Below are 6,697 nucleotides of genomic sequence, written 5' to 3'. Positions count from 1 at the left end.
ACGGAAGGGGAGCTGCTGGCGCAGGTTGAGCCGGAGGACCTGATCAAGTTCGGCCTGATCCCTGAGTTTATCGGCCGTCTGCCGGTGGTGGCGACGCTGACCGAACTGAGCGAAGACGCGCTGATCCAGATCCTGCGCGAGCCGAAGAACGCGCTGACCAAGCAGTACCAGGCGCTGTTTAACCTGGAAGGCGTGGACCTCGAGTTCCGTGACGAGGCGCTGAACGCCATCGCGAAGAAGGCGATGTCGCGTAAGACCGGCGCCCGTGGCCTGCGTTCGATTGTCGAAGCCGCGCTGCTGGACACCATGTACGATCTGCCGTCGCTGGACGGTGTGGAGAAAGTGGTGGTGGATGAGTCGGTTATTGACGGCAACGGCGCGCCGAAGCTGATTTATGGTCAGCAGGAAGCGCAGCAGGCTTCTGGTGAATAAATAACCAAATCATTCCAGTTAGTTATCTTAAAAGGGGGAAAATGTTCCCCCTTTTACTTTTCTCGTTACCCCAACGTTGAATCTGTTCCGCTCATCCCCATATACTCAAATACCTGTGGGTAAAACTACACCTTTTCTCATTGATGTGGTTCCCCCACACCCTGGCGGAAATTAAACTAAGAGAGAGCTCTATGAATCCTGAGCGTTCTGAACGCATTGAAATCCCTGTGTTGCCGTTGCGTGACGTAGTGGTTTATCCGCACATGGTCATTCCGTTGTTCGTGGGTCGTGAAAAGTCTATTCGCTGCCTTGAAGCCGCCATGGATCATGATAAAAAGATCATGCTGGTCGCTCAGAAAGAAGCTTCAACGGATGAACCGGGTATTAACGATCTGTTTTCAGTCGGGACCGTCGCCTCCATTCTGCAGATGCTGAAGCTGCCGGACGGTACGGTAAAAGTGCTGGTGGAAGGTTTACAGCGTGCGCACATCACCACCTTAGCTGACAACGGCGACCACTTTACCGCTCAGGCTGAATACCTGGCGTCGCCGGAGATTGAAGAACGTGAGCAGGAAGTGCTGGTACGCACGGCGATCAATCAGTTTGAAGGCTATATCAAACTGAATAAAAAGATCCCGCCGGAAGTCCTGACTTCGCTCAACAGCATTGACGATGCCGCGCGCCTGGCAGATACCGTGGCGGCGCATATGCCACTGAAGCTGGCAGATAAGCAGTCGGTGCTGGAAATGTATGACGTCAACGAGCGTCTGGAATACCTGATGGCGATGATGGAATCGGAAATCGACCTGCTGCAGGTTGAGAAACGTATCCGTAACCGCGTCAAAAAGCAGATGGAAAAAAGCCAGCGCGAGTACTACCTCAACGAGCAGATGAAGGCGATTCAGAAAGAGCTCGGCGAGATGGACGATGCGCCGGACGAAAATGAAGCGCTGAAGCGTAAAATCGACGCGGCTAAAATGCCGAAAGAAGCGCATGAGAAAGCCGAAGCCGAACTGCAGAAACTGAAGATGATGTCGCCGATGTCCGCCGAGGCGACCGTCGTCCGCGGCTATATCGAGTGGATGGTGCAGGTACCCTGGAACGCGCGCAGCAAGGTCAAAAAGGACCTGGTTAAGGCGCAGGAAACGCTGGATACCGACCATTTCGGTCTGGAACGCGTCAAGGATCGCATCCTTGAGTATTTGGCGGTTCAAAGCCGCGTCAGCAAAATTAAAGGACCGATCCTCTGCCTGGTCGGGCCTCCGGGCGTCGGTAAAACCTCGCTCGGCCAGTCGATTGCTAAAGCCACCGGGCGTAAGTACGTACGTATGGCGCTGGGCGGCGTGCGTGATGAAGCCGAAATTCGCGGCCACCGTCGTACCTATATTGGTTCGATGCCGGGCAAGCTGATCCAGAAAATGGCCAAAGTGGGGGTGAAAAACCCGCTGTTCCTGCTGGATGAGATCGACAAAATGTCCTCAGATATGCGGGGCGATCCGGCGTCGGCGCTGCTGGAGGTGTTGGATCCTGAGCAGAACATCGCTTTTAACGATCACTATCTGGAAGTGGATTACGATCTCTCCGACGTGATGTTTGTGGCGACCTCTAACTCGATGAACATCCCGGCACCGCTGCTGGACCGTATGGAAGTGATCCGTCTTTCTGGTTACACCGAAGATGAAAAGCTGAACATTGCTAAACAGCACCTGTTACCAAAGCAGATCGAGCGTAATGCTCTCAAGCCGAGCGAACTGACGGTCGATGACAGCGCGATTGTGGGCATCATCCGTTACTACACACGGGAAGCGGGCGTGCGTAGCCTCGAGCGCGAACTCTCCAAGCTGTGCCGTAAAGCGGTGAAGTCGCTGCTGATGGACAAAAAGCTGAAGCACATTGAGATCAACGGCGACAACCTGAAAGATTTCCTTGGCGTGCAGCGTTTCGACTACGGCCGTGCCGACACGGAAAACCGCGTCGGTCAGGTCACCGGCCTGGCGTGGACCGAAGTGGGCGGCGATCTGCTGACCATCGAAACCGCCTGCGTACCGGGTAAGGGCAAGCTGACCTATACCGGCTCGCTGGGCGAAGTAATGCAGGAGTCAATTCAGGCTGCGCTGACCGTGGTGCGCGCACGTGCGGAGAAGCTGGGCATTAACGGCGACTTCTACGAGAAACGCGACATCCACGTGCACGTGCCTGAAGGGGCAACGCCGAAAGATGGTCCGAGCGCCGGTATTGCGATGTGCACCGCGCTGGTTTCCTGCCTGACCGGTAACCCGGTGCGTTCCGACGTGGCGATGACCGGTGAGATCACCCTGCGGGGCCAGGTACTGCCAATCGGTGGCCTGAAGGAAAAACTGCTGGCGGCGCACCGTGGCGGCATCAAAACCGTGCTGATCCCGGATGAAAACAAGCGCGATCTGGAAGAGATCCCGGATAACGTGATTGCCGATCTGGTGATTCATCCGGTTAAGCGCATCGAGGAAGTGCTGGCGCTGGCGCTGCAGAATGAACCGTCCGGCATCCAGGTTGTGACCGCCAAATAGTGATTTAAGGCGAAATCAGATAAAAACCCAGGCTGGCAGGTGAATTGGTACTTGCCAGCTTTTTTTTGTGCCGCTAATTTAGATCCCGATTCAGCCAGTGGCGGCAGGATGCGGGCCGTCGCGGTGCGATAATCTGGGGCTAACAGCCATAATCAATGAGAGCACCTGAATGCCAGGCACTGCGCCGGTTCAGAATGTGAAAATAAACGTGGGGATGATTAAGTGAATAAGTCACAGTTGATCGACAGTATTGCTGCCAACGCGGATATCTCTAAAGCGGCCGCCGGACGTGTATTAGACGCTTTTATCGCTTCAGTAACTGAATCTCTGCAGGCTGGTGATGAAGTGGCGCTGGTTGGTTTTGGTACCTTCTCCGTGCGTGAGCGTGCCGAGCGTACCGGTCGTAACCCACAGACGGGTAAAGAGATCACCATTGCTGCGGGTAAAGTCCCGGGCTTCCGCGCCGGTAAAGCGCTGAAAGATGCCGTGAACTAAATTCCCAACGGTTTCACACTGCGTGGGCTCGCTGGATCCCAGCAGTCTGAAACCGGCCGGGTAAACGCGCTGAATGATGACGAAAGCAGTTTTCTTTGGCGGAGTGAGGATCGGCGAGCCGTTCTCATGTAACATACGGGCACATCAGCAAAAGGATGTGCCTTTTTTTATTTTTCAGGGACAAACGCCGCGGGCGGTTGTCTGAAGGATGTAACTCCGCTGGGTTTCCGGCTTTACCGGAGTTGCAGTAATGCACCGGCGTTGCACGTCCCCAGGAACCCGGGATGAACGCGCAAGGTTTACATTCATATTACAGCGGAGTGTTGTCACACCATGATGGACAATTTACGCGCGGCGTCGAACCATGTCGTGCTCAAAATTATACTGGGTCTGATTATCCTGTCTTTCGTCCTGACCGGCGTGGGCGGTTACCTGACCGGTGGTGGCGGTGATTACGCTGCCAAAGTGAACGGTGATGAAATCAGCCGTGTTCAGCTCGAGCAGGCGTTCAGCAATGAACGTGCGCGTCAGCAGCAGATGCTGGGCGAGCAGTTCTCTGCGCTGGCCGGCAATGAAGGCTATCTGCAGCAGATGCGTCAGCAGGCGCTGTCCCAGCTGATTGATGAGCTGTTGCTGGATCAGTATGCCAAATCGCTGCATCTGGCGATTAGCGACGAGCAGATTAAGCAGGCCATCTTCAGCCAGCCCGCGTTCCAGACCGACGGTAAGTTTGATAATGCCAAATATCTGGCGCTGATCGGCAACATGGGCTTTACCGCCGATCGCTATGCTCAGGCGCTGCGCAAGCAGCTGACCACTCAGCAGCTGATTAAATCGGTAACCGGTACGGACTTCGTGCTGGGTAACGAAGGCGATGCGCTGGCCGCGCTGGTCTCTCAGCAGCGCCTGGTGCGCGAGGTGACCATCAACGTCGATGCGCTGACCGCGAAACAGAGCGTTACCGCAGACGAAATCAATAACTACTATCAGCAGAATAAAAACAGCTTTATGACGCCTGAGCAGTTCCGCGTCAGCTATATCAAACTGGATGCCGCCAGCCTGCAGAAGCCGGTGACCGAGAGCGATATCCAGGGCTGGTATGACAGCCATCAGCAGGATTACACCCAGCCACAGCGTAATCGCTACAGCATCATTCAGACCAAAACCGAAGCGGACGCCGAGGCGGTGCTGAAAGCGCTGAAAGAGGGTGGTGATTTTGCCGCGCTGGCCAAAGAGAAGTCGGTTGACCCTATCTCTGCCCGTAACGGCGGCGACATGGGCTGGCTGGAACCAGAAACCACCCCGGATGAGCTGAAAGGTGCCGACCTGAAAGAGAAAGGCCAGCTGTCCGGTGCGATCAAATCTTCCGTGGGTTACATCGTTGCCCGTCTGGATGACATCAAGCCGCAGCAGGTGAAAACGCTGGCCGAGGTGCATGATGCGATTGCGGCGAAGGTGAAGCAGGAAAACGCCATCGATGCTTACTTCAAGCTGCAGCAGAAAGTCAGCGATGCCGCCAGTAACGATACCGAATCCCTTGCCAGCGCAGAGCAGGCTGGCGGTGTGAAAGCGGTGGAAACCGACTGGTTTAGTCATGACAATCTGCCCAACGAGCTGAACTTCAAGCCGGTGCAGGAGGCAATCTTTAGCGGTAACCTTGGCGGCAACGACGGTGCCCCAGGCCGTAACTCCGACGTCATCACCGTTGATGGCGACCGTGCGTTTGTCCTGCGCATCAGCGCACACAAGCCTGAAGCGGCAAAAGCGCTGGCTGATGTGACCGCGCAGATTACCGATACGCTTAAGCTGCAGAAAGCCCAGGCAGAAGCGAAAGCGCAGGCCGATAAGCTGCTGGCCGAGCTAAAAGCCGGTAAGGGTGATGCGGCGCTGAAGGCGGCGGGTCTGAACTTCGGTGAGCAGAAAACGCTGGCGCGTACCGACCAGAGCCCGCTGACGCAGGCGGCCTTTGCGCTGCCGCTGCCGGCGGAAGGGAAAGTCTCTTACGGCGTGAGCGAAGATATGCAGGGCAATGTGGTGCTGCTGGCGCTGGATAAAGTCCAGAGCGGCAACCTGCAGGAGGCGCAGAAGACCGCGCTGATTCAGGGCGTGACGCAGAACAACGCGCAGATCGCCTTTGAAGCGCTGATGAGCAACCTGCGTAAAGAGGCGAAAATCAAGTACGGCGCAGCGGCGCAGGCGCAGTAAGCCTCGCAATTTAACTGCAACCGACTGCAACAACAAAGGCCGCTTATGCGGCCTTTTCCATTTTTGAAACCTGTCGTTTGCAGCCCTTTTTTTCCCGCCGTAACCTCGCCTTGCTGTCAAACACAAGGAGAAAACAGCGATGATTAAATCAGTTATACAGGCCGCGTCACTGGCTCTGGCCATCGGGCTGAGCCTGCCCGCCGTCGCCAGCTCACCCGTGGCGAAAGAGGGCAAAGCGGTAGTACAGATGGAAAAAGGTCCGGCCAGCACTGGCGGAGAGAAAAGCCCGCCCGTGGGGGAAAAAAGAGGGGAACAGGTGAGTATCAACAACGCAAGTGCCCAGGAGCTGGCGTCCGCGCTGAATGGCGTCGGGTTGAAGAAGGCGGAATCGATCGTCAGCTATCGCGAGAAGTACGGGCCTTTCAGCCAGCTTGAACAGCTGAAAGAGGTGCCGGGAATGGGTAACGCCTTAGTCGAGCGCAATCTGTCGCGCATCAAACTGTGACCGATATCCAGAGTCGCTAAGCTGCTGCGGCGGTGGTATCACGTCGCTGCTATCCTGAAGAGGTCATACCAGTTGGTATGGCCTTTTTTCACCCGGAGATCCGTTCATGCAGACCACCCTTAAAGTTCGAGGCTACCATCTTGATGTCTATCAGCACGTCAACAACGCACGTTATCTGGAGTTCCTTGAAGAGGCACGCTGGGCGTGGCTGGAGCAGATGACTTCTTTTCACTGGCTGACCACCCACCATCTGGCCTTTATCGTGGTCAATATCAATATTAACTATCGCCGTCCGGCGGTGCTGGGCGACGTGCTCAGTATCGACAGCCAGCTGCTGGAGCTGGGGGGCAAGAGCGGCGTAATCAGTCAGACTATTACACTGCAGCCGACCGGCCTGGTGGTGGCGGATGCACAGCTGACTTTTGTCTGTATCGATCTGCGTACCCAGAAGGCCCAGCCGCTGGAAGGGGAGTTAAAGCTGCGGCTGCAGGAGATGATGCTGTAGACAGGCAGG

The 6,697-nt window shown here is 55.9% G+C and carries 5 protein-coding genes and 1 pseudogene; all 6 read left to right on the top strand.

Annotated features, from left to right (window positions below):
• Positions 1-432, top strand: a pseudogene (gene clpX / locus NV64_RS13475) (ATP-dependent Clp protease ATP-binding subunit ClpX); the annotation flags it as partial.
• Between the two features lie 191 nt (positions 433-623).
• Positions 624-2,978: an endopeptidase La gene (lon, locus tag NV64_RS13470; protein WP_056240528.1), complete on the top strand. Its 2,355-nt coding sequence runs from the start codon at positions 624-626 to the stop codon at positions 2,976-2,978.
• A 222-nt stretch (positions 2,979-3,200) separates the two neighbouring features.
• A complete protein-coding gene (hupB, locus tag NV64_RS13465; protein WP_056240526.1) occupies positions 3,201-3,473 on the top strand; it encodes a nucleoid-associated protein HU-beta in 273 nt (90 codons plus the stop codon).
• A gap of 333 nt (positions 3,474-3,806) precedes the next feature.
• Positions 3,807-5,678: a peptidylprolyl isomerase gene (gene ppiD / locus NV64_RS13460; RefSeq protein WP_056240523.1), complete on the top strand. Its 1,872-nt coding sequence runs from the start codon at positions 3,807-3,809 to the stop codon at positions 5,676-5,678.
• A 139-nt stretch (positions 5,679-5,817) separates the two neighbouring features.
• A complete protein-coding gene (locus tag NV64_RS13455; protein ID WP_101506099.1) occupies positions 5,818-6,183 on the top strand; it encodes a helix-hairpin-helix domain-containing protein in 366 nt (121 codons plus the stop codon).
• A 106-nt stretch (positions 6,184-6,289) separates the two neighbouring features.
• Positions 6,290-6,688, top strand: coding sequence for a thioesterase family protein (locus NV64_RS13450; RefSeq protein ID WP_101506098.1), 399 nt, complete (start codon positions 6,290-6,292; stop codon positions 6,686-6,688).
• Positions 6,689-6,697 lie beyond the last annotated feature (9 nt).

Source organism: Erwinia sp. B116 (assembly GCF_002865965.1).
GTDB lineage: Bacteria > Pseudomonadota > Gammaproteobacteria > Enterobacterales > Enterobacteriaceae > Erwinia.
The sequence above is the reverse complement of the archived record's forward strand: the minus strand, read 5'-3'. Positions and strand labels throughout refer to the sequence as shown.

Excerpts from the sequence above, each read along its gene's own strand:
- NV64_RS13455 (WP_101506099.1), top strand. The coding sequence starts at position 5,818 with ATGATTAAATCAGTTATACAGGCCGCGTCACTGGCTCTGGCCATCGGG.
- ppiD (WP_056240523.1), top strand. The coding sequence starts at position 3,807 with ATGATGGACAATTTACGCGCGGCGTCGAACCATGTCGTGCTCAAAATT.
- NV64_RS13450 (WP_101506098.1), top strand. The coding sequence starts at position 6,290 with ATGCAGACCACCCTTAAAGTTCGAGGCTACCATCTTGATGTCTATCAG.
- lon (WP_056240528.1), top strand. The coding sequence starts at position 624 with ATGAATCCTGAGCGTTCTGAACGCATTGAAATCCCTGTGTTGCCGTTG.